This is a genomic window from Gottfriedia luciferensis, assembly GCF_001712755.1.
Taxonomy (GTDB): Bacteria; Bacillota; Bacilli; order Bacillales; family Bacillaceae_G; genus Gottfriedia; species Gottfriedia luciferensis_B.
On sequence record NZ_MDKC01000034.1, the window covers coordinates 38,801 to 59,465 of the forward strand.

The window sequence follows — 20,665 nt, forward strand, 5'->3', positions numbered from 1 at the left end:
CCACCATCCTTTTTTAAATATTTTCTATAATTAATTTTATGCCATAAAATAACACAACTAACCTTAAAATTAATGCGATTGTTTCAGTTTTTAACTTTTGATTAATATATGCTCCAATTTTCCCACCAAACCATGCGCCAGGAATAAGTAGAAGAATGTAGTAGAAATTTACTTCTCCTAATGCTATATATGAAATGGAGCTTCCAAGCGTCGTAAACATAACAACAAACATTGAAGTCGCAACAGCTAACTGAGGTGGAAAACCAAATAAAAACGCCATCATTGGTACTAACAATATTCCTCCACCAATTCCAAATAATCCTGAGATGATCCCGATACAAATAGACAATGAAATCGCCAAAGGAAGACTATAGCTATATGTGTATGCCTCGCCTTCTTCATTTGTATATGTTCGTATAACCCCTTTATGTACTTCCTTTGCTTTTTTATTTAATTTTGAAGAAACAAATAGAAAGACTGATATACAGATTAAAAATATACCAAAAAATAAAGTAAAACGCTCCGTATTTAAAAGCGAATTGATGTATGTACCTAGTAAGCTACCAGGAACACTCCCTATTAAAAATAAAATACCACTCTTATAATCGATTCGTTTTTGTTTATGGTACGAAAGGGTGGATGACAGTGAAGAAAACACAATTGTAATCAGTGAAGTTCCAACTGCAACATGAATTGGCACAGTCGAAAAAGCGGATAAAAAGTGATCAATATTAAGTAGCATTGGAACGATAATAATCCCTCCGCCTAAACCAATCAATGATCCGACTGTTCCTGCAGCAAGTCCTATACTGATGAGTATAAGAATTTGTAGAATGATATCCAACCTAAATTTCTCTCCTTTTTAATTACACTAAAAATCTATATTCTCCATGGTTTAAATAATAGTTTAACATAAAAAAACTCGGAATTCCCCGAGTATGAATAATCCTTTATTGTATTGCACTTTGGTGTTTATACATTATTTTTAATTGTTTTTTTAAGTACTTCGTTGATTTCCACACTATAATACCCGATAATTTGTGAATTAAACGCTAACTATTTCTTTAACACACTTAAATTTGCAATCCAAGGACCTACGTCAGTTTTGTATCGTTTTGCCATCACTCTTGCAATTTGAGTTATATGCGTAAGATCATGTACGACAAAAGTGGATAATAATTCTCTTAATTTTACTGTTCCAAGATCTGGGTGAATCCCTTCTAATTCTAAGTGTAATTCAGGGTCAACCAATGATTGTAGTTTTGTAATATTTTCTGCTCTTAAATTCTTGAATTCAAGTAATCTTTCTTCTATTGAGTTCTCATGTTTTTCATTTAAATGCGAAAAACGATCGAATGGTGGGAAATGGTTGTTTCCTTCTTTGTTAAGTATGCAGTTCAACCTTGGAATCCAATTTGTTTTTTCACACTCAATTAGGTGGTCGATTACTTCAGAAGCATTCCAGGTTCCTTCACCTTCATTACAGTTTAACCAAGATTCAGATAAACCCGATAAAAGAGACTCTAATGATTTTGGTGTTCTTTCTAAAACTTCAATCGCTTCTTTAAGGTTAAAATTCATAAAAAACCCTCCTACATATTAAATTCCACAAACATCTCTTTTCCTTCAAGTTAAATTTTACCACAAATAGATCTATCTTATTTTATAAAAACCTTTATTTATCTGAAAAATTAATGAGGTGTAATGTAGAAGGATTTTACTAAAACTAAAAAGCTGCTCTACTTATAGAAACAGAAATCATCTTTAAATATTTATTAAATTATCAAAACAACTGCGGATACTTATTAAATATTTCTAAATAAAAAAGACGAACTTCAAAAGTTCGCCTCCCCTAAAAACTCTATTAACCAATTGAACCTTCCATCTCGAATTTAATCAGACGGTTCATTTCAACTGCGTATTCCATTGGTAATTCTTTTGTAAATGGCTCAATGAAGCCCATTACGATCATTTCTGTAGCTTCTTGCTCAGAAATACCACGGCTCATTAAGTAGAATAATTGCTCTTCAGAAACTTTTGAAACTTTCGCTTCGTGCTCAAGAGAAATATTGTCGTTTAAGATTTCGTTGTATGGAATTGTATCAGAAGTTGATGCATTATCCATAATTAACGTATCACACTCGATATTTGAACGTGATCCAGATGCTTTACGACCGAAGTGTACGATACCACGGTACGTTACTTTACCACCATGTTTAGAAATAGATTTCGAAACAATAGTAGAAGAAGTATTTGGAGCTAAGTGAATCATTTTAGCACCAGCATCTTGGTGTTGTCCTTTACCAGCAATTGCAATAGAAAGTGTAAGGCCACGAGCACCTTCACCTTTAAGGATAACTGCTGGGTATTTCATTGTTAATTTTGAACCAATGTTTCCATCGATCCATTCCATTGTTGCGTTCGCTTCACAAACAGCACGTTTCGTAACTAAGTTGAATACGTTATTCGCCCAGTTCTGAATTGTTGTATATCGGCAGTATGCATCCTTCTTAATGATGATTTCTACTACTGCAGAGTGAAGTGAGTTAGTTGTATAAACAGGAGCTGTACAACCTTCAACGTAATGTACATGTGCACCTTCGTCAGCAATGATTAATGTACGTTCAAATTGACCCATATTTTCTGAGTTAATACGGAAATACGCTTGAAGTGGCGTATCAACTTTAACACCTTTTGGTACGTAGATGAAAGATCCACCAGACCAAACAGCTGAGTTTAATGCAGCAAATTTGTTATCTGTAGGTGGAATTACTTTTCCAAAGTGCTCTTTGAAAATTTCTTCATGCTCACGTAAAGCTGTGTCTGTATCTGTAAATAAGATACCAAGATCAGTTAAGTCTTGTTTCATGCTGTGGTAAACTACCTCAGACTCATACTGTGCAGATACACCAGCTAAATACTTTTGTTCTGCTTCAGGAATACCTAATTTATCAAAAGTATTTTTGATTTCTTCAGGTACTTCATCCCAAGACTTTTCTGTTTTCTCTGATGGTTTTACATAGTAAGTAATTTCATCAAAGCGTAAATCTGCTAAGTCTCCACCCCATTGAGGCATTGGCATATCATAGAAATGTTGTAAAGATTTTAAACGGAAATCTAACATCCATTGTGGTTCATTTTTCATACGTGAAATTTCTTCAACGATATCCTTTGTTAAACCACGCTCTGAACGGAAGATTGATACGTCACGGTCATGAAAACCATATTTATAATCACTAATATCCGGCAAATTAGTAGACATTATTCATACTCCCTTCTTATAGAAGAGGAGGATTAAAGCTCAGAGGATTATTCCTCTGATTTTAAGCCCTTCTCCATCGCTTTCCATGCAAGTGTTGCACATTTAATTCGTGCTGGAAACTTTGAAACACCTTGAAGTGCTTCAATATCATCTAAATCGATTGATTCATCGTATTCTTTTCCAAGCATCATATCTGAAAATATTTGAGCAAGCTGTAGGGCTTCCTCTATTTTTTTACCTTTAATTGCGTGAGTCATCATTGAAGCTGATGCCATTGAAATTGAACATCCCTCACCATCAAAACGAGCGTCTGATACAATTCCATCATCAACCTTTAAACGAAGTTCAATGCGATCACCACAAGTAGGGTTATTCATGTTTATTGTTACATCGTTTTCTGATATTGCCCCTACCCCTTTATTACGAGGGTTTTTATAATGGTCCATTATCACCCGACGATATAATGCATCTAGATCAATGTTTCGATTAATAGACATCGCTGAAATACTCCTTCGTTTTAACTAATCCTCTTACAAAAGCATCTACATCTTCTTTTGTATTATACAGATAAAAACTTGCACGAGCAGTAGCAGATACCTTTAACCATCTCATTAATGGCTGAGCACAATGATGGCCAGCTCGAACTGCAATTCCTTCCACATCTAATACAGTTGCAACATCATGTGGATGAACATCTTCCACATTAAATGTAACTAGACCTGCACGATGCTTTGGACCATAGATTGTTACTCCTTCTACAGTAGATAACTGTTCAAGAGCATAATTCGCAATCTCATGTTCATGCTTTTCGATATTATCCATCCCAATCTCAGTTAAGAAATCAATAGCAGCGCCTAAACCAACTGCACCAGCAATGATTGGAGTTCCACCTTCAAATTTCCATGGTAGTTCTTTCCAAGTAGAATCTTGTAAGTCAACGAAATCAATCATTTCCCCACCAAATTCAATAGGTTCCATGTTTTCAAGAAGATGTTTTTTACCGTAAAGTACACCAATACCGGTAGGAGCACACATTTTATGACCAGAAAATGCGTAGAAATCGCAATCTAAGTCTTGCACGTCAACCTTCATATGTGGAGTACTTTGCGCACCATCAACAAGCATGATTGCTCCATTTTGATGAGCAATTGCTGCAATCTCTTTAACAGGGTTAATTGAACCAAGTACATTTGAAACGTACATAATCGCAACTATTTTTGTATTTGAGTTAATTGTAGCTTTTGCTTGCTCAACGCTGATTGAACCATCTTCTTCTAATGGTATATATTTTAATGTTGCGCCAGTAGTTTTAGCAACCTGTTGCCAAGGAATAATGTTACTGTGATGTTCCATATAAGAAATCACAATTTCATCTCCAGCTTTTAAGTTCGTTCTTCCGTAGCTAGCAGCAACTGTATTAATTGCAGTAGTTGTACCTCTAGTAAAAATAATCTCTTCGATTGATGATGCATTAATAAATTTACGTACTTTATCACGAGCTCCCTCGTATGCATCAGTAGCTTTTGTTCCTAGAGTGTGTACACCTCTATGAACGTTAGAATTATATTCTTTATAGTAGTTAGCAACAGCTTCTATTACTTGAACAGGTTTTTGTGAAGTTGCAGCACTATCCAGATATACTAAAGGATGTCCATTTACTTCTTGATTTAATATCGGAAAGGCTTCACGGATTGCTTTAACATCCATTACTTAACCTTCCTCTCAATTACATCAACAAGCATTTTTTTAACTTCTTCAATTGGTAATTCCGAAACTACAGGTGCTAAGAATCCGTGAATAACTAAGCGCTCTGCTTCTTTCTTCGGAATACCGCGACTCATTAAGTAGTACAGTTGAGTTGGATCTACTTTACCAACAGAAGCAGCGTGACCTGCCATAACATCGTTTTCATCAATTAATAGAATTGGGTTCGCATCTCCACGAGCTTTTTCACTAAGCATTAATACACGTGAAGTTTGTTGTGCATTTGACTTAGAAGCGCCGTGTTCAATTTTCCCAATACCATTAAAGATTGAAGTAGCAGCATCTATTGATACACCATGTTTTAAGATCCAACCTTCAGATCCTTTACCATAGTGAGTAATGTTTGTTGTAAAGTTTTGAGTTTGCTCCCCACGGCCTACAGTAACCATCTTCATGTCACCGAAAGATCCGTCGCCAATTAAGTTTGTAACATTTTCGAAAACTGAGTTTCCATCGTTCATTAGGCCAAGTGCCCACTCGATTTTGCTATCGCGACCAGCATGACCACGACGAACAACATAAGCAGTAACACCTTTTGCTAAAGTATCAACAGCACCATAACGAACTTTTGCATTATCTAATGTAATTACTTCTGTAATAACGTTAACAACAGCCGCATCTAAATCAGCAGATGTAGAAACATAGTTTTCAACATAAGTAACTTCACTATTTGCATCTGCAACAACAAGAACGTGGTTATATGCAGGTACATTTTCACCATCTACAACAAAAATAGATTGGATTGGTTTTTCTAATACAACATTTTTAGGAATGTATAAGAAAGCTCCACCATTTACTAATGCCGCATGTAAAGCGATTAATTTATTTTCATCGACTTTTACAGCCTCTGTCATAAAATATTTTTTCACAAGATCTTCGTGATCTTTAATCGCTGTGTGTAAATCTACGAATACTACACCTTTTTCTTTTGCTTCAGAAGAAAGAGAGTGATATACAGCAGAACCATTATATTGTACATAAACTGATTGATCAGTGTCTTCATTCATTAAAGATGTTACTGATTCTGGTAATTGATCTTTTGTAGGAACATTTCCAGCTGTAACATTAAATTCTTTTCCAAAGAAATCCCATTTAGAGATATTTGTTTTATCTGGCTTTGGAAGAGAAAGTGATTCAGCTTTTGCTAGTGCATTTAAACGGAACTCTGTGAAATATGCAGGTTCATTTAGCAGTGCAGAAAGCTGCTTAACTGTTTCTTGACTAAATGGAATTGTAGTACCAGTTGTCATGAGAATCCCTCCTATCCGATTAAGCTTCTTGCCCAACAGTCTCGTCTTCGATACCTAACTCTTGTTTAATCCAGTCATATCCTTCAGCTTCTAAACGAGCAGCTAATTCAGGTCCACCTGATTTTACAATACGACCTTGCATCATTACGTGAACGAAGTCAGGAGTGATGTAGTTTAATAAGCGTTGGTAGTGAGTGATGATTAAGCAACCAAACTCTTCTCCACGCATTTCGTTAACACCTTTAGAAACTACTTTTAATGCATCGATATCTAAACCTGAGTCAATTTCATCAAGAATAGCAATTTTAGGTTGGATCATCATCATTTGAAGAATCTCATTACGTTTTTTCTCTCCACCTGAGAAGCCTTCATTTAAGTAACGTTGAGCCATTTCTGGATCCATTTCTAAGAATTCCATGTTTTTATCTAATGTACGGATAAATTTCATTAATGAAATTTCATCGCCTTCTTCGCGACGTGCATTCATTGCAGAACGTAAGAAATCTGCGTTTGTTACACCACTAATTTCACTTGGGTATTGCATAGCAAGGAAAAGACCAGCTTGAGCGCGCTCATCAACTTCCATTTCTAAAACATCGTTGCCATCAAGCTCGATGCTACCACCGATTACTTCATATTTTGGATGACCCATAATAGCAGAAGATAAAGTTGATTTACCTGTACCATTTGGTCCCATAATTGCGTGAATTTCTCCACCTTTTACTTCAAGGTTTACACCTTTTAAAATTTGCTTTCCTTCAATTGCTACTTGAAGGTCTTTTATTTTTAATGTAGAAGCTCCCATTTTACACCCTCCATAATATTACATAAAAATTCTATAAAATAGAAAATGGCTATTTTAAGTTCATTCTCATTTTATTCTCATTCTAATCTTAAAGCAATTAAAAAGTATTTTCAAGTTGTGCACTATTTTACCAAAAAAGTTTTATTACGTGTAACATTTTTTCGCAATAAAAGAATAAATAGAGATACTATATATATAGGAAATAAAAAATCTAATATCACAACTAAAAAAGAGGGGAATTTAATGTCAAAAACAACTAAGCTTTCACCAGATCAACAAAAATTTGCGATTAATCAACTACAAACGTATTTCTTACAAGAAAGAGACGAAGAATTAAGTGAATTAAGTTCAATGTTGCTAATAGACTTTATATCACAAAAACTTGGACCTATGTTTTATAATAAGGGAATTGAAGACTCACAAAGATTTATGTCCGAACGAGTTGAAGATCTTTATGCCTTATTGTTAAAAGAACAGATTGAAGATTAAACTTCTTTGCTTTTAGTTTTTAACGACCTTTAGCACTCACTTTAGTAATCGTACATACTCAATTTTAGATTATTCAATATTTATATAGTTGTTCAACTTATTCTTATATTGTTAAAACAAATGAATGTTTTCATGCAGACTCTACCATTATTTACGAAAATGTTTTATTTCATTAATCAAATTTATTAAATAAATAAAGAAAAGAACCTTATTTATAATGAAGGTTCTTTTCTCGCGTTGTTGAAAAACATTAACCAAGTTTTCGTAAAGGAGCCCACGTGGTTGATTTCCACTACAGGATGCTCGCTTTCCATGGGACGAGATTCTTTAGCCTCCTCGGCTACGCCTGTGGGGTCTCAGGGTTCCCGCTTATCCCATAGGAGTCGAGCACCCCTCCGTTCCAATCAACTTATTCATCAAAAAAAGTTAACGTTCAAAATCTAATTCAATATCCTTTACTTAGAGTAAAATAAAAGTTTTTTAATCAGTCTGTAAGTCAATTAAGTTCGAATACCATTTGAAATAATTTATCTAATTTCGTTAAAATTTCAACTTCTGAAAAACAATTAATATAATTGATTGGTATATTAAAATCGTAAAATCATTAATAGATCATCAAACAGTATTTAAGCATCAATAATGTTCTTTTTAATGTTTCCCTATAGACCGCTTAACATTTCAACACTCTGAAGAAAAAAGGTTTTGATCAATTAAATAAATTTACTTCCTTAACTATTTCAAAAACATTTTCCTATATATTCTAAAAATCGGTTTTATTATTGATAAACTTGCACTGGTATAAAGACTTCGGGCATGCCAGCAGCATATGCGGCTACTTCATATTCTTTAAAGATTAATTTTATTCCTGCGTGGTCAAATGCCCATAGTCGATTTTTGTCACTTAAGTCAATTTCGTTAGGAGATTTTATTAATACATATCCTTTATATTTCTTTTGTAATTGCTGATAAGCATATTCTTGTACGGATTTTGTATATTCGTTTATTAACTTAGATAGCGGAACGATATCACCTGTTTTTACGTCAAAATTAAATGTAGTACCCATTGTCATTCCGTGTGCCCCACCTGTATATGAATACTCATTATAAATAACACTCAATTTATCAAGATTATTGTATAGTACCTTATAAGTAAATACATATTCATAAGGTCTCCACTGCCCTTGGCTAGCATCCCATTTTGACTTAGCTTCTTTCTCATCTTCTAATAGCTTCAAACGATTACTATTCGCTAAATCAGCACCTTGTTTTAAGATACTGTTGATCTTTTGTTGTGCAGTTGAATTAGATGCTCCACTTATTTGTGGATACTTAATCGGCGCATCATTTAGTTTTTGTTCAGTAATTTTAATATGTCTCGTTAATGAGTTTTCATTGATCCCGGCTTTCGTATCCGCACTAACAAATTTAATAGAGCCCAAATTAATACTACTAGTCATTATCATTAATAAGAAATAATATAGAAACTTTTTCACTAGACTCCTCCTATTTTCTTTATCAAAAAATAGTATGAGTATCTTTTAAATTATTTATGAAATATTTTATAAGAGTCTAGATTCTTATAATCAAAAAGCTAACTGTTCTCAACTCATTTTGTTAACTAGTTTAAATAACTTCATTGCTATCTTAAAAGTGTTTGGTTTCACCTTTTGACTATTAGAAAACACAATTACATATGTTTTCGAAACTGGATCGAATACATTCATACAATTAATTCCTGGAACTACCCCATGATTGTATAAATACTTTCCTTTATTATAAATTCCGTATGCATAATGATTTTGATACGGCTTAATAAATTGAGTAAAACTTTTACTCAATATAAGTTTATTTGAAATAAGTGCCTCGTCCATTTTTTGTAGTCCTGAAACCGTTGCATAAATATCTCCACAACCTAATAAATGGTTAAAATTTGGTATTCGTAATTGCTTCGGAGCATTTTTAGATTGAATTAATAAATAACCTAGTGCATGATTTCCTTTTTTATAAAAATCATTACCCTGTCCAATTTCAGTCATATTCGCTTTATTGAAAATATGTGTTTTTATATATTCTCCATAAGGAATTCCAGTTACTTTTTCAATAACGTAAGCAAGTAAAACATAATTTGTGTCATTGTAATCCCATTTGTTCACCGGTTTATAGTGAGCATTTGATTTAACTATTTCCTTTATTAAATTAGTCGATGAAATTGGATTAAATAACTCTTTTTGTCTCCTAATCCCTGAAGTATGAGAAATTAAATGAAATAATGTTAATTTTGATCCATTCGGAAATTCTGGTATATATTTTGAAATCGGATCGTTAAACGATATTTTGCCTTTTTCTTTTAATTGCATTAACAACGTTGAAACAAAAAATTTAGAAATTGAGCCAACTGGATAATACGTATTTGGTGTGTTCTGTAACTGATTTTGGATATCTCGATAACCGTATCCTTTATTAATGATATTTTCTTCATTCTTCCTAACAAGAACAACTCCATTAAAATGAATTTGCTGTAAGTAGCGATCAATCTCTCTAGAATTCTCATTTTGAACATTAGTAACTTTAACGGTATTCACAGTAGGGTAATTCGGAACTGTCCCTTTCGCAGCGTTTTTATTCCAGATAAAACTACAAAATGGAGACATTATTAAAACAGTTAAGAAACTAGGAATCAAGAACAAATAAATCTTTTTCATCATTTACAATCTCCCATAGAGCAGGGCCAATAGGATTTTCCCATTTCCCCATTATTTTTACTTCCCTCTATTTTTTTGTTCATTATTACTACCTTTTCCTAATTATATGAACAATCTTGTCCATTAATCTTTAAAATTGAATTAGAAAAAATTTACTTAACCTTTAATAATTTATTATCTGTTTGTAATTTTAAAAGGTGTTTGGTTAATTTTTCATCTTTTTTTCGGTGTTATAATACGTCTAGCTAAAAATTAAGAAAGGTGAAAACAAATGGGTAAAATCCATATTTTCCGTTCAAAGACTTTAAGATTTTTATTCTATACTGCGTTTTATTTATCAATTTTACTTGCACTACTTTACCTATATGGATTTAAAGATTCATTTACTGGGAGCTTTATATATAACGATTTTTAGGACGTGAGCTGATGAAATCAATTATTGAACAAATAGATTATTGGGCAATTAACACCCCAAATGCGGTCGCATTTCAAAATAGTGATTACTCTTTAACATATAAAACTTTAAAGCAACAATCAGATGCGATTGCTAGCTGGATGATTAAAAATAATTTTACGAATAAGCCTATTATTGTGTATGGGCACATGCAGACGGAAATGATTTCTATTTTCTTAGGGAGTGTAAAAGCAGGTTGTGCATATATTCCCGTTGATGAGTCTATTCCTTTTGAAAGACTCAAAAAAATGATTACTAATTCTGGAGCAACTTTATTAATTACACCAAAAGATATTACTTTAGAGTTTGAATCCATTAAAATCATAAATTTTGGAGAACTACAGGAGATAATTGATTCTACTGATCTAGTCAATTCTTTAACTGACTTTAATGTTAAAGACGAAGATACATTTTATATTATCTATACTTCCGGCAGTACTGGAGATCCAAAAGGTGTGCAAATTACTGAAAAAAACTTACGTAGTTTTACCGATTGGATATTGAAGGATTTTAATATACACAATGGACAACGATTTTTAAATCAAGCACCTTTCTCTTTTGATTTATCAGTAATGGATTTATATCCATCTTTATTGTCGGGTGGCACACTCATTGCTGTTGAAAAATCTTTGGTTGAGCGACCAAAAGTATTATTCGATTATTTAATGGAAAGTGATATTGAGGTTTGGACTTCTACACCATCATTTATAGAGATGTGTATGATGAATCCAAATTTCAGCGAATCCTTACTACCAAGCTTAAAGACTTTCCTTTTCTGTGGTGAAGTACTATCGAATAATAGTGCTAAACAGCTTTTATCTAGATTTCCTAAAGCAGAGATCTATAATACTTACGGTCCAACAGAAGCAACTGTTGCTGTAACATTCGTTCAGATTACCGAAGAAATCATAAACCAATATTCCCCATTACCGATTGGAACTCCGAAAGACGATACAATCATTTACATTATGGATGAATTGGGAAACCCACTTCCAGATGGTGAAACAGGGGAAATTATTATAGCTGGTCCAAGCGTTAGTAAAGGGTATCTTAATAATCAGTTAAAAACTGATGCAGCCTACTATCAAATAAATGACATGCGCGCCTATAAAACGGGTGATTCTGGTTACTTTAATCAAGGACTATTATTCTATAAAGGTAGGATCGATTTCCAAGTAAAACTACACGGTTATCGGATTGAAATTGAGGACATTGAAAATAACATTAGAAGATTACCATTAGTTCATTCTGCAGTTATATTACCGGAGATGAAGGATGGTAAGTGTATAGATTTACATTGCTTAGTAGTCGTTAAAGAACACGATTTCGAAAAGGAATATCATTTAACACGTTTTTTAAAACAAGAACTAAATAAATATATGCCGACTTATATGATTCCAAGAAAATTTAGTTTTTTACAAAGTTTACCAATGACAACGAACGGTAAAGTTGATCGAAAAAAATTATTGGAGCATGCTGATCAATGATTCCATACGGTAGTTTTACGTTCTTCGGTATTTTAATTGTTTTATTAATCCCAGCAGTAGTATTAGGGTTTTTAGGAAAAAGATTAACTAACTACACAACATTTCTTTCTTTTGTGTTTTTATTATTAATCTTTTCCTCTTCTAAAATACAATCCTACTACCTAGTTGCTTTTATAATTTGGGTAGTTATTTTAATAAAAGGTTACAGTGTTTATCGGAAGAATGCGAACCATTCAACTGTTTATTACTTAAGTGTTTTTCTATCAATTTTACCTTTAATAATTGTAAAGGTTTCACCGATATTTGAAAGTACTACCCTTGTAGGCTTTTTAGGAATTTCGTATTTAACATTTAAAGCAACACAAGTCATTATTGAAATTCGCGACCACAGTATAAAAGAAATAAGCATTGTTGATTTCCTTAAGTTTTTATTATTTTTTCCAACGATCTCTTCTGGACCAATTGATCGTTTTAGGAGATTTCAACAGGATAGTCAAAAAAAGCTAACGGCTAGTGAATACCAGGAGTATTTTCAAATTGGTGTTCATAAAATTTTTATTGGTTTTCTCTATAAATATATAATTGGTTATTTAATTAACGTTCATATACTTGAAACACAGCTTGTTGTAGGGCATACTTTCGTCTCAAATCTAACGTATATGTATGCATATAGTCTGTACTTATTCTTTGATTTTGCAGGTTATAGCGCATTTGCAATCGGCGTTAGTTATTTAGTAGGTATTAAAACACCTGAAAACTTTAATATGCCATTCATTAGTCGAAATATAAAGGACTTTTGGAATCGCTGGCATATGAGCTTATCATTTTGGTTTCGTGACTATGTATATATGAGAATGGTATTCTTACTGACTAAGAAAAAAGTGATAAAAAATAGAAGAAATATATCTTATATCAGTTACACTACTTTATTTTTACTAATGGGTGCTTGGCACGGGATCCAAATAAATTACCTATTATATGGTTTATACCAAGCTATATTGATGTGTAGTTTTGATTGGTTTGAACAATTCAATAAGAAAAAAAAGATTTGGAAAAATAATAAACTAACACATGTATTAGCGGTTATTATTACATTCCATTTTATTTGTTTCGGATTTTTAATATTTTCAGGACATCTAGTTAACTAAAGGAGAATGAGTATAATGGAAAATTTAAGAGCAGAGGTTTTAAAACTTTTAGCAGATTTATGTAATACAGATGAAGTGATTGAAAATCCAGATATTCTGATTTTTGAAGAAGGATTATTAGATTCATTTGGTACAGTTAGCTTATTAGTTGAAATCGAAGAACAAATCGGTATCAACGTAACGATTTCTGACTTCGATCGTGAGGAGTGGGCAACACCAAATAAAATCATTTCGATTTTAGAGGCTAGAAAATGAAAAAAGTTCAATTTTTTGGGATGATAACAGCTATTTCCATTTTTTTACTAGCTTTATATCTTCCAAATTCTTTTTATGAACTATTTATTACAAAAGAACGATTAAATAATACTGCAGCGTCTTTAAATCCTGAAACATTTCAAGGGACATTACTTCAAAGTAAAATGTTAAAAGACCCAAAATTCCTACCTATTTTTGGGTCTTCAGAACTTGCTAGAAGAGACCCCTTCCATCCTTCTAGATTTTTTATGGGAGAAAAAGATGAATTTACTCCCTATCTAATTGGTCGAGGGGGATCACAAAGTCTCGTTCATTTTCTAGACTTAGCATCTTTAGGTGATGGAATAAAAAATAGAAAAATTGTATTTGTTTTATCTCCACAGTGGTTTATTCCACATGGCATTGACGATACTCATTTTTCACCTAATTATTCTGCCCTTCAAACTTATTCATTCGTTTTTAATAATACAATTGATATTTCAGTAAAGAGACAAATTGCAAAGAGACTTTTAACGCTATCAATTATCAAAAAAGACTCTTTATTAGTAACCCAATTAAATGCTTTTATATCAAATAACAAAAAAGTTAAGTTCAAGGCAATGGCTGAAAAACCGTTAGCTTACACATATTTAAAAATTCTCGAAAAGAAAGATCTTTTCGAGACCGTTATAATGGATCCAGATAAAAACTTCCGATTAAAAAAATCAAAATATGAAGATTTATCCTGGGATCGAGTAGCTCAAGTTGCCGATAAAATTGGCAAACGAGAATCAACTACTAACCATTTCGGTATAATTAATAAATACTATATAAAACACATTCAAAAACGTCTTCCAGCTTTAAAAAATTATAAACGAAATAGTAACTATGGTGTATCGCCAGAATATGATGACCTTCAAATGGTATTAGCATTACTAAAAAAAGAGCACACAAAAGCGTTGTTTATTTCCGTTCCAGTAAATGGACCATGGTATGATTACGCTGGATTCCCTAAAGAAGGTAGAGAAGTATATTACAAAAAAGTAAAAAAACAAATTGAAGATGCTGGCTTCCAAGTAGCTGATTTTTCTTCACATGAATACGATGAGTTTTTCCTAAAAGATACAATCCACTTAGGCTGGAAGGGCTGGGTATATGTAGATCAATCTTTAAATAAGTTTTATTCAGTAAATCACACTCCCCCTACCGCAAGTTTAAATCATAGATATCAATGAAAAAAGCAGACAAATGTCTGCTTTTTTTCACAGAGTGTTGAAAAAAAATAGTCAAATGGATATTATGTAAAACTCATTGTTTATAAACTAAAATTGATTTTAATTGTTAATATGTTTGAGCAGTTTTTAAATATCAACAAACTCTAGTATTGTTTATTCTTATTTAAATATTTTGAGCAATTTTAGAAAAACAATTTCAAATGATTATAATACATTGGGGTTCAATCTTAATTGACCTTTAACTCATTACCATGCTGTTATGCTACTCTAAGTAAAAGATATAAAATTAGGTTTTTAGTGTAATCTTTTTTTGATGAATAAGTTGATTGTAACGGAGGGGTGCTCGACTCCTATGGGATTAACGGGAAGGCTGAGACCCCGCAGGTTTGCCGAGGAGGCTAAAGAATCTCGCCCCATGGAAAGCGAGCATCCTGTAGTGGAAATCAACATCACTAAACTCCTTTTACGAAAATTTGATAATTAATTGACAAGATTGTTTTTCAACAGCGTGGTGAAAAAAAGCATACCTCTGTCTGCTTTTTATTTTGCTGACAAACCTTAAAAATTAATATATTCTTTAAACTGCCAAATACTAAATTAAAACATAAACTTGAAACTTCATTTATAATAAAAACGTTAACATTAATTATTAAACTGTTGAAAGAAGGTTTCTAATTTGGCACATATTTTGGTAGCGGGAAAAATTCCAGAAAAGGCTGAGGAATTATTAAAAGATCATCATGTCATTGTTTATGAAAATGAGCAATTAATTACAGAAGATGAATTGTGTGAGCTTGTTGGTGGGGTTGATGCAATTTTAAGCTTACTATCCACTCCAATCACAAAAAGAGTAATTGATGCTGCTACAAATGTAAAAATTATTGCTAATTACGGAGCAGGATTTAATAATATCGATGTAGATTATGCAACTAGTAAGGGGATTCACGTTACAAACACTCCACTTGTTTCAACAGACGCAACTGCTGAGCTAACTTTAGGAATTCTCTTAGCTATTTCCAGAAGAATAGTCGAAGGAGACGAACTTTGCCGTACAAAAGGTTTTGAAGGATGGGCTCCATTATTCTTTAGAGGAACAGAAGTATCAGGAAAAACTTTAGGTATTTTTGGTTTTGGAAATATCGGACAAGCAGTAGCTAAGCGAGCTAGGGCGTTTAATATGAAGATTATTTATCATCAACCAAGAAGATTAAGCAAAGAGCTTGAACAAGACTTAAATGCCACTTACGTATCACTGGAGGAATTATTACAGACTTCTGACTATATTACCCTTCATTGTCCTTACAAACCTGAGCTACACCATTTATTTGGAAAAGAAGAGTTTTACAAAATGAAAGACACTGCGTTTTTTATCAATGCAGCTAGAGGTCCTTTAGCCAACGAACAGGAATTAGTAGACGCATTAAAGGACGGTGTTATTGCTGGTGCAGCTCTAGATGTATTTGAATTCGAACCTAAAATAACAGAAGAACTAAAATCACTTACAAATGTTGTATTAACACCTCATATTGGAAATGCAACATTTGAAACTCGTGAAGCTATGTCTGAAATAGCAGCTAAAAATATTATTGAGGTTATGGCTGAACGCCCACCAATCTCACCTGTAAATCAAATTCTTGTAAAAAGTTGATAAAAACGCGCAAGGAAATGTCAGTTTAATAAACAAACATAAAAAAAGGGTGTCTCAAAACTTATGAGACACCCTCTCTTATGTGATTATTGACTTACAGGTACTACAGCACCTTTATATTTTTTAATGATGAAATCTTGAATTTCTTTAGAGTGTAATACTTTTACAAGCTCTTTAATTTCTTTTTTATCTTTATCACCTTTACGAACAGCAATAATGTTTACATATGGAGATTCTTTACCTTCTAATGCAATAGCATCTTTCATTGGGTTTAACCCAGCATCAATCGCGTAGTTTGTGTTAATTAAAACTGCATCGCCTTCATTGTTTTGGTAAACTTTTGGAAGCATTCCAGCGTCTACATCAGCTTGGAATTTTAAGTGTTTTGGATTCTCAGCAATGTCTTTAATTTGAGCTGTAGTTGGATCAATTCCAGCTTTAAGTTTAATTAAACCTTCGTGTTGTAATAAGCTTAACATACGACCATGGTCAGCTACTGAGCTACTCATGATAATTTTAGCTCCATCTGGTAGATCATCTAAGCTCTTATATTTTTTAGAGTAAACTCCGATTGGCTCAATGTGGATCCCACCAGCGTTTTCAAATTTATAACCATTTTCTTTCATTTGAGACTCTAAATATGGAATGTGTTGGAAATAGTTTGCATCTAATTCTTTTGAAGCTAATGCTTTATTTGGTAGAACATAATCTTGGAATTTAACAATCTTTAAGTTAATCCCCTCTTTTTTAAGAAGCGGTTTAGCTTGTTCTAAAATAACTGCGTGCGGTACATTTGATGCACCAACAACTAATTCTTTATTTTTATCTTCTCCACCTTTATTACATGCTGCTAAAGATAATGCTAAAACACCTGCTCCTAATAAACTTGCGATTTTTTTGAATTTCACTGTCAGTTCCTCCCTTATATGTTAAGCTCTTTTATCTATTTTTGTTGTTATTAAATCTCCAATAAATTGAAGAATGAATACGATTAATAAAATAATTACTGTCGCAACAAGCGTTACTTGGTTATTAGAACGTTGGTATCCTTCCATAAATGCTAAGTTTCCAAGTCCACCACCACCTACTACACCAGCCATTGCTGTATAACCAACAATTGCGATTGTAGTAACAGTTAAACCTGAAATTATTGCTGGTAATGCTTCTGGAATTAATACTTTTAAGATTACTGTAAAAGTACTAGCTCCCATTGCTCTTGCAGCTTCGATTACACCTTTATCAATTTCTCGTAATCCGATTTCGACCATTCTTGCATAGAATGGTGCAGCACCAATAATTAATGCAGGTAACGCTGCTTTTGCTCCAAGCATAGAGCCAAGAATAAAGATCGTAAATGGAATTAATAGAATAATTAAAATGATAAACGGTATTGAACGAAAAATATTTACAAACGCTGCTAGGATTGTATTAAAAAATTTATTTTCAAGCAACTGATCTTTACTAGTTAAAAATAAGAATAAACCTATTATTAGTCCAAAAATGAACGTTGCAAGCGCAGCTATTACTGTCATGAATAATGTTTCTTGAGAAGCTAAAAGCATTGCATCCCAATCAACATTCGGAAAAAGTTGTGTCATCTTATGCTACCTCCACTTCAACTTGTTTTGATTCTAAATAAGTGATTGCCTCTTTGATGTTATTTATGTCTCCAACAAGTTGAATCTTCATTGTCCCATAAGAGCCTTCAGCAGTTTGAACAATTTTTCCTTGCAAAATGTTAATCTCAATATCAAAGTGCTTAACTACTTCAGAAATATGTGGCTGATCTGCTTGACCATTTTTAAAGGTTAGCTTGTAAGTATTATCCTTCCCATCACCTTGAGAAATTACTTCACCTTCATCATTGCCTTTGATTTGCGTCACAAATTTCTTTGTAATTGCTTGTTTAGGACGTGTAAATACATCAACAACATGGCCTTCTTCTACTACATTTCCGTTTTCCATTACAGCTACTCGTTGGCAAATCTTTTGAATAACATGCATTTCATGAGTAATCAGGATAATTGTAATACCAAGCTGTTTATTAATATTTGTCAATAAAGATAATATTGAATCTGTTGTTTCTGGATCTAATGCAGATGTCGCTTCATCACATAAAAGAACATCAGGGTTATTAGCAAGTGCTCTTGCAATTCCAACACGTTGCTTTTGACCTCCACTAAGTTCAGAAGGATAAGCATTTTCTCTTCCTTCAAGACCTACAAGTTTGATTAATTCTTTCGCACGATTAATGCTTTCCTTTTTTGAAACTTTAGCAATTTCAAGTGGGAAAAGTATATTTTCTAATACAGTTCTCGACCACAATAAATTAAAATGCTGAAAAATCATTCCTATTTTTTGTCTTGCTTTTCTTAATTGACTAGATGAGCATTTAGAGATCGATTGACCATTAATAATTACTTCACCTGATGTAGGGGACTCAAGTCCATTTAGCATACGTAATAACGTACTTTTCCCTGCGCCGCTATATCCGATCATGCCAAAAATTTCACCTGCTTCAATATTTAAAGAAACATTTTGTACTGCGGTAACTGTGCCTTTTTTACCTTTGTAAGTTTTGCTTACATTATTTATTTGAATCATACACTTGATCTCCTTTCAAAACATTCTAACAACTTATCTTTCAATTTTTTGTAAGTAAGTACTTTTTTAGTCGGATAAAACAAAAAAACCTTTCAACTCACATGAGCAGAAAGGTTTAACATACAAAAAGTATTCCTTTCTCTCATCTCTCAAAGCATATGCTTTGCAGGAATTAGCACCATTTCAATGACGAACATTGACGGTTGCTGGGTTTCACAGGGCACAGTCCCTCCACCTCTCTCGATAAGAGTTAATCTTACGATCTATTAAGTTGTTTAACGTAATTTCTTTAACGTAAGTCCAATTCTACAAACTTAGATACTAGTTGTCAACAATTTTCTAAAAGTTTTTTTTCGTTTTCAACGCTCGTATATTGAAAAATCGTTTCCATTAGTAGTAATAATCGATAATTCCCTTCAAAAGAAGCATCATTCAGTTTTAATAAAAGTCCTAACCTTTGCGAACCTGAATATAGATATTCCCATCCATCTTTTGAAAAATTAACTCTAAGTTGCGGAATCGAACGTTCAATTACCTCGATAAAAGGAGCCTTTTTACTTAACTTTATAAATACTTTTTCATTTAGACAGTTAAACTCTACAACTCTTTCTTCGATTGGTAAAATGATTTGTAAATATTCCTTTTTTATAAATAAGTTTCTTGCTTGTCCTATCCACTCCTTGATTTCCATATTAAACACCTCTTCCGATTTCTTTAATCTTATTTTCTCATAGATAAGAGGTGTATTCTTTATATTTCGCTCGACATTTACCTTGATAAAAATCTATATTTTAATTTTATTTCTACAGCATTCAACTCATTTCCCGAGAAATATGTCTAAAATCAGGAAATATTTTAAGACATATAAAAAGAGTGCAACATACTGTATGCACTCATCGTTTAATATATAAATTATATTTTTTTAACAATTCATGTAAATATGGTACCGATTGGAAAGCGTAGATTTTTTGTCTCATTTCCCCATTCTCAAAAATAAGTAAACAAGGTACACTTTCAACCTTCCAACTTTGAGCTTCTTCCACTATTTCATTAATATTCACCTTACTTATTGGTAAGTTTGGCAGAATCTCATTTACAACTTCTAGCATTTTAGAAGCTACTTGGCATGTACCACACATTGCGGTATAGATATAAATAACTGTAGTCTCTTTTGATTGAACTCTTTGCATTATTTCATTCTTTGTCCATTGCTGCATGATCTTAATTCCTCTTTAATTTGTACGTAAATAATCTGTAAATACCGAAATATCCGCTCCTAATAATACACTAGCTAAATGTTGACTCGGAGCTGTTGCCACTTCTCGATAACTTCTATCAATGTACAGATGCTCTGCCTGTGGAAATTCTCTTTTTAACAATCTTCTAAGTTTTTCACCAGCCTCATCCGCATCGACTAATACATAAATTTCTCTTAAATCTAACATTTCAGCAAGCTCATCTAGCTTTGAAGTACCAACTGTACCATTCGTACAGATAATATCTACAGGCTCCTTTATGATTGTCTGTATTTTCCTCTTATCAGTAGTACCTTCGACAATGATAACTTTTCTTTGATCTTCAAT

General features: G+C 32.7%; 22 protein-coding genes and 1 riboswitch. Of the genes, 7 read left to right on the top strand and 15 right to left on the bottom strand.

Features of this window, described 5'->3' with window-relative positions; translation table 11 throughout:
- Nucleotides 1-13 precede the first annotated feature (13 nt).
- From BED47_RS18200 to sufC, 7 genes are all read right to left on the bottom strand, one after another.
- Nucleotides 14-835, bottom strand: coding sequence for a sulfite exporter TauE/SafE family protein (locus tag BED47_RS18200; protein WP_069034994.1), 822 nt, complete (start codon nucleotides 833-835; stop codon nucleotides 14-16).
- 221 nt (nucleotides 836-1,056) lie between these two features.
- Nucleotides 1,057-1,581: a DinB family protein gene (locus tag BED47_RS18205; protein ID WP_069034829.1), complete on the bottom strand. Its 525-nt coding sequence runs from the start codon at nucleotides 1,579-1,581 to the stop codon at nucleotides 1,057-1,059.
- Between the two features lie 283 nt (nucleotides 1,582-1,864).
- On the bottom strand, nucleotides 1,865-3,262 hold the full coding sequence (sufB, locus tag BED47_RS18210) for a Fe-S cluster assembly protein SufB (RefSeq protein ID WP_069034830.1): 1,398 nt from the start codon (nucleotides 3,260-3,262) through the stop codon (nucleotides 1,865-1,867).
- 47 nt (nucleotides 3,263-3,309) lie between these two features.
- On the bottom strand, nucleotides 3,310-3,759 hold the full coding sequence (sufU, locus tag BED47_RS18215; protein ID WP_025671513.1) for a Fe-S cluster assembly sulfur transfer protein SufU: 450 nt from the start codon (nucleotides 3,757-3,759) through the stop codon (nucleotides 3,310-3,312).
- Nucleotides 3,749-4,969: a cysteine desulfurase gene (locus tag BED47_RS18220; protein ID WP_069034831.1), complete on the bottom strand. Its 1,221-nt coding sequence runs from the start codon at nucleotides 4,967-4,969 to the stop codon at nucleotides 3,749-3,751. Before BED47_RS18220 ends, sufU begins: the two co-directional genes overlap by 11 nt.
- A complete protein-coding gene (gene sufD, locus BED47_RS18225) occupies nucleotides 4,969-6,276 on the bottom strand; it encodes a Fe-S cluster assembly protein SufD (protein WP_069034832.1) in 1,308 nt (435 codons plus the stop codon). Before sufD ends, BED47_RS18220 begins: the two co-directional genes overlap by 1 nt.
- A gap of 19 nt (nucleotides 6,277-6,295) precedes the next feature.
- Complete coding sequence (gene sufC, locus BED47_RS18230; RefSeq protein WP_056468759.1) at nucleotides 6,296-7,081, bottom strand: Fe-S cluster assembly ATPase SufC; 786 nt, start codon at nucleotides 7,079-7,081, stop codon at nucleotides 6,296-6,298.
- A 243-nt stretch (nucleotides 7,082-7,324) separates the two neighbouring features.
- Between sufC and BED47_RS18235 the strand changes: the two genes are divergently transcribed.
- Complete coding sequence (locus BED47_RS18235) at nucleotides 7,325-7,570, top strand: DUF2164 domain-containing protein (RefSeq protein ID WP_069034833.1); 246 nt, start codon at nucleotides 7,325-7,327, stop codon at nucleotides 7,568-7,570.
- A 776-nt stretch (nucleotides 7,571-8,346) separates the two neighbouring features.
- Here BED47_RS18235 and BED47_RS18240 read toward each other — a convergent pair.
- Nucleotides 8,347-9,063 (bottom strand): DUF3298 and DUF4163 domain-containing protein, encoded by a 717-nt coding sequence (locus BED47_RS18240; RefSeq protein ID WP_069034834.1) that lies wholly within the window; start codon nucleotides 9,061-9,063, stop codon nucleotides 8,347-8,349.
- A gap of 108 nt (nucleotides 9,064-9,171) precedes the next feature.
- On the bottom strand, nucleotides 9,172-10,275 hold the full coding sequence (locus BED47_RS18245; protein WP_069034835.1) for a serine hydrolase domain-containing protein: 1,104 nt from the start codon (nucleotides 10,273-10,275) through the stop codon (nucleotides 9,172-9,174).
- 268 nt (nucleotides 10,276-10,543) lie between these two features.
- On the opposite strand from BED47_RS18245, the gene dltX reads away from it, so the two are divergent.
- From dltX to BED47_RS18275, 6 genes are all read left to right on the top strand, one after another.
- Nucleotides 10,544-10,687 carry a teichoic acid D-Ala incorporation-associated protein DltX gene (gene dltX / locus BED47_RS18250; RefSeq protein ID WP_069034836.1) on the top strand — a complete coding sequence of 48 codons (144 nt, stop codon included), beginning with the start codon at nucleotides 10,544-10,546 and terminating at the stop codon, nucleotides 10,685-10,687.
- A gap of 11 nt (nucleotides 10,688-10,698) precedes the next feature.
- On the top strand, nucleotides 10,699-12,213 hold the full coding sequence (dltA, locus tag BED47_RS18255) for a D-alanine--poly(phosphoribitol) ligase subunit DltA (protein ID WP_069034837.1): 1,515 nt from the start codon (nucleotides 10,699-10,701) through the stop codon (nucleotides 12,211-12,213).
- Nucleotides 12,210-13,361: a D-alanyl-lipoteichoic acid biosynthesis protein DltB gene (dltB, locus tag BED47_RS18260; RefSeq protein ID WP_069034838.1), complete on the top strand. Its 1,152-nt coding sequence runs from the start codon at nucleotides 12,210-12,212 to the stop codon at nucleotides 13,359-13,361. The genes dltA and dltB overlap by 4 nt, the downstream gene beginning before the upstream one ends.
- 15 nt (nucleotides 13,362-13,376) lie before the next feature.
- The gene (dltC, locus tag BED47_RS18265) at nucleotides 13,377-13,616 is read left to right on the top strand and encodes a D-alanine--poly(phosphoribitol) ligase subunit 2 (RefSeq protein ID WP_069034839.1); all 240 of its coding nucleotides are present in this window, start codon (nucleotides 13,377-13,379) and stop codon (nucleotides 13,614-13,616) included.
- Complete coding sequence (dltD, locus tag BED47_RS18270; protein ID WP_069034840.1) at nucleotides 13,613-14,830, top strand: D-alanyl-lipoteichoic acid biosynthesis protein DltD; 1,218 nt, start codon at nucleotides 13,613-13,615, stop codon at nucleotides 14,828-14,830. The genes dltC and dltD overlap by 4 nt, the downstream gene beginning before the upstream one ends.
- A 676-nt stretch (nucleotides 14,831-15,506) precedes the next feature.
- Nucleotides 15,507-16,478, top strand: coding sequence for a 2-hydroxyacid dehydrogenase family protein (locus BED47_RS18275; RefSeq protein WP_069034841.1), 972 nt, complete (start codon nucleotides 15,507-15,509; stop codon nucleotides 16,476-16,478).
- 86 nt (nucleotides 16,479-16,564) lie between these two features.
- On the opposite strand, the gene metQ is transcribed toward BED47_RS18275, so the two are convergent.
- The 6 genes from metQ to BED47_RS18305 form a co-directional block, all read right to left on the bottom strand.
- A complete protein-coding gene (metQ, locus tag BED47_RS18280) occupies nucleotides 16,565-17,386 on the bottom strand; it encodes a methionine ABC transporter substrate-binding lipoprotein MetQ (RefSeq protein ID WP_069034842.1) in 822 nt (273 codons plus the stop codon).
- Nucleotides 17,387-17,407: 21 nt separating this feature from the next.
- Entirely contained in the window at nucleotides 17,408-18,076 is a 669-nt protein-coding gene (locus tag BED47_RS18285) for a methionine ABC transporter permease (protein WP_069034843.1), read from the bottom strand.
- A 1-nt stretch (nucleotide 18,077) separates the two neighbouring features.
- Complete coding sequence (locus BED47_RS18290) at nucleotides 18,078-19,082, bottom strand: methionine ABC transporter ATP-binding protein (protein ID WP_069034844.1); 1,005 nt, start codon at nucleotides 19,080-19,082, stop codon at nucleotides 18,078-18,080.
- Nucleotides 19,083-19,221: 139 nt separating this feature from the next.
- A riboswitch (SAM riboswitch) is annotated at nucleotides 19,222-19,332 on the bottom strand.
- Nucleotides 19,333-19,410: 78 nt separating this feature from the next.
- Nucleotides 19,411-19,773: a hypothetical protein gene (locus tag BED47_RS18295; protein ID WP_069034845.1), complete on the bottom strand. Its 363-nt coding sequence runs from the start codon at nucleotides 19,771-19,773 to the stop codon at nucleotides 19,411-19,413.
- A gap of 202 nt (nucleotides 19,774-19,975) precedes the next feature.
- The gene (locus tag BED47_RS18300; RefSeq protein ID WP_069034846.1) at nucleotides 19,976-20,299 is read right to left on the bottom strand and encodes a thioredoxin family protein; all 324 of its coding nucleotides are present in this window, start codon (nucleotides 20,297-20,299) and stop codon (nucleotides 19,976-19,978) included.
- Between the two features lie 15 nt (nucleotides 20,300-20,314).
- Nucleotides 20,315-20,665 (bottom strand): toprim domain-containing protein, encoded by a 351-nt coding sequence (locus BED47_RS18305; RefSeq protein WP_091023583.1) that lies wholly within the window; start codon nucleotides 20,663-20,665, stop codon nucleotides 20,315-20,317.

What these genes read in the sequence shown, in the direction of transcription:
- dltC (WP_069034839.1), top strand. Translation starts at nt 13,377, where the DNA reads ATGGAAAATTTAAGAGCAGAGGTTTTAAAACTTTTAGCAGATTTATGT.
- dltA (WP_069034837.1), top strand. Translation starts at nt 10,699, where the DNA reads ATGAAATCAATTATTGAACAAATAGATTATTGGGCAATTAACACCCCA.
- sufC (WP_056468759.1), bottom strand. Translation starts at nt 7,081, where the DNA reads ATGGGAGCTTCTACATTAAAAATAAAAGACCTTCAAGTAGCAATTGAA.
- dltX (WP_069034836.1), top strand. Translation starts at nt 10,544, where the DNA reads ATGGGTAAAATCCATATTTTCCGTTCAAAGACTTTAAGATTTTTATTC.
- BED47_RS18205 (WP_069034829.1), bottom strand. Translation starts at nt 1,581, where the DNA reads ATGAATTTTAACCTTAAAGAAGCGATTGAAGTTTTAGAAAGAACACCA.
- BED47_RS18235 (WP_069034833.1), top strand. Translation starts at nt 7,325, where the DNA reads ATGTCAAAAACAACTAAGCTTTCACCAGATCAACAAAAATTTGCGATT.
- dltB (WP_069034838.1), top strand. Translation starts at nt 12,210, where the DNA reads ATGATTCCATACGGTAGTTTTACGTTCTTCGGTATTTTAATTGTTTTA.
- BED47_RS18220 (WP_069034831.1), bottom strand. Translation starts at nt 4,969, where the DNA reads ATGGATGTTAAAGCAATCCGTGAAGCCTTTCCGATATTAAATCAAGAA.
- sufU (WP_025671513.1), bottom strand. Translation starts at nt 3,759, where the DNA reads ATGTCTATTAATCGAAACATTGATCTAGATGCATTATATCGTCGGGTG.
- BED47_RS18295 (WP_069034845.1), bottom strand. Translation starts at nt 19,773, where the DNA reads ATGGAAATCAAGGAGTGGATAGGACAAGCAAGAAACTTATTTATAAAA.
- sufB (WP_069034830.1), bottom strand. Translation starts at nt 3,262, where the DNA reads ATGTCTACTAATTTGCCGGATATTAGTGATTATAAATATGGTTTTCAT.
- dltD (WP_069034840.1), top strand. Translation starts at nt 13,613, where the DNA reads ATGAAAAAAGTTCAATTTTTTGGGATGATAACAGCTATTTCCATTTTT.
- BED47_RS18285 (WP_069034843.1), bottom strand. Translation starts at nt 18,076, where the DNA reads ATGACACAACTTTTTCCGAATGTTGATTGGGATGCAATGCTTTTAGCT.
- BED47_RS18245 (WP_069034835.1), bottom strand. Translation starts at nt 10,275, where the DNA reads ATGATGAAAAAGATTTATTTGTTCTTGATTCCTAGTTTCTTAACTGTT.
- sufD (WP_069034832.1), bottom strand. Translation starts at nt 6,276, where the DNA reads ATGACAACTGGTACTACAATTCCATTTAGTCAAGAAACAGTTAAGCAG.
- BED47_RS18290 (WP_069034844.1), bottom strand. Translation starts at nt 19,082, where the DNA reads ATGATTCAAATAAATAATGTAAGCAAAACTTACAAAGGTAAAAAAGGC.
- BED47_RS18300 (WP_069034846.1), bottom strand. Translation starts at nt 20,299, where the DNA reads ATGCAGCAATGGACAAAGAATGAAATAATGCAAAGAGTTCAATCAAAA.